The 1465-nt window shown below is 69.6% G+C and carries 3 protein-coding genes; 1 reads left to right on the plus strand and 2 read right to left on the minus strand.

The window, feature by feature from the left end; all coding sequences use genetic code 11:
• Nucleotides 1-127: 127 nt before the first annotated feature.
• Nucleotides 128-466, minus strand: a complete 339-nt coding sequence (locus GH736_RS22850) for a PLDc N-terminal domain-containing protein (RefSeq protein ID WP_159607298.1) — start codon at nt 464-466, stop codon at nt 128-130.
• Between the two features lie 73 nt (nt 467-539).
• On the opposite strand from GH736_RS22850, the gene GH736_RS22855 reads away from it, so the two are divergent.
• Complete coding sequence (locus GH736_RS22855) at nt 540-833, plus strand: DUF4229 domain-containing protein (protein ID WP_159607300.1); 294 nt, start codon at nt 540-542, stop codon at nt 831-833.
• Here the strand turns inward: GH736_RS22855 and menA are convergent.
• A partial coding sequence (menA, locus tag GH736_RS22860; RefSeq protein ID WP_159607302.1) for a 1,4-dihydroxy-2-naphthoate octaprenyltransferase occupies nt 797-1465 on the minus strand: 669 nt, incomplete at its 5' end. The genes GH736_RS22855 and menA overlap by 37 nt on opposite strands.

Below are 1465 nucleotides of genomic sequence, written 5' to 3' on the forward strand. Positions count from 1 at the left end.
AGGTCGTCTACTTCAAGCAGCGATCGACCGCCAGTGCGGATCGAGCCAGCCGGGCCGGGTGGGTGGCAGTCCGGCCCGGGCGATCCTCGTCAGCGCCATCCACGCGCAATAGTTGCGTTGAGCATGCTCAACGGGTAGATTGAGCATCGTCGAGTTCGGCCAGCTCCTGCTCGAGGCGGCGGATGCGCTCGTCCTGCTCGGCGTCGGTGCGGAGGCGTCGCAGGAAGTCGGCGTCGTCGTCGGGGGCGATCGCGCCGCCTCGCGACGGCCCCACCCGGTTGGCCCGTCCGCGGCCGATGATGAACCAGAGCAGCCCGCCGATGATCGGCACGATGAGGATCACGACGATCCACCAGCCGCGACGCAGCCCGCGGATGCGCGAGCGATCGAAGAACGCGCAGTCGGCGACGGCGTAGATCGTGAAGATCACGGCGGCGACGCCGAGTCCGAAGAGCAGCCGGGCCATTCCATCAGTGTAGGCGCGTCAGGGGCCGCTGCGGCTGTGAGAGCGCTCAGCGGCGGCGACCTACACTGTCAAGGTGAAATCCGTGCCCGTCTGGATCTGGTACACCGCGCTGCGCATCCTGCTGTTCGCGGTGCCGCTCGCCGTGCTGCTCGCCGTGGGCGTGAACCCGTGGATCTCCGCCGCCGTCGCCGCCCTGTTCGGCTTGAGCGCGTCGCTGATCTTCCTGCGTCGGGCCCGGGAGTCGATGTCGACCGACCTCTACAGCGCCCGGCACCGCGAGGCGCCCGTCACCCGCGCCGACGACGAGGAGGAGGACGCCGCGATCGACGGTCAGAGCCCGAACGCGAGTCCCAAGCCCACCCCGTAGACGAGGGCGGTGAAGCTGGCGAGCTGCAGCGCGAGCAGCAGTTCGCGCGGCGTCTTCGACCACAGCACGATCGCCGACGCCGGCAGTGCGAGCAGCAGGCCGAACAGCACGAGCCAGGCCGTGGGGTAGAACAGCGCGAAGAACACCACGATCGCGAACGGCACGAGCATGAACACCACGAACAGGATGCGGCCCGCGAGCGGCCCGACGAGCACCGCGAGGGTGCGCTTGCCCGCGGCCTTGTCCTGCGCGACGTCGCGCAGGTTGTTGGCCATCAGCACCGCGCACGCGATGAGCCCCGCGCCGACGCCGCCGAGCCACGCCTCGAAGTTCACGTCGAGCGCCTGCACGTAGGCCGATCCTGCGGTGGCCACGAGGCCGAAGAAGACGAACACGAACAGCTCGCCCAGGCCGTAGTAGCCGTAGGGGCGCTTGCCGCCGGTGTAGAACCAGGCCGCAACGATGGCGACGGCGCCGACGGCGAGCAGCCACCACTGCTGGGTCACGATGACGACCGCGCCGAGCGACTGCAGCACCGGGCTCGTGGCCGGGATGTACAGGAAGCCCCAGAGCAGCGCGGCGATCACGCCGGGAACGCCGTAGGGCATGAAGTACGTGACGCGGAAGGCACG

This window comes from Agromyces humi, from assembly GCF_009720255.1.
Taxonomy (GTDB): domain Bacteria; phylum Actinomycetota; class Actinomycetes; order Actinomycetales; family Microbacteriaceae; genus Agromyces; species Agromyces humi.

Coding starts and splice junctions, on each gene's coding strand:
- GH736_RS22850 (WP_159607298.1), bottom strand. CDS start 466: ATGGCCCGGCTGCTCTTCGGACTCGGCGTCGCCGCCGTGATCTTCACG.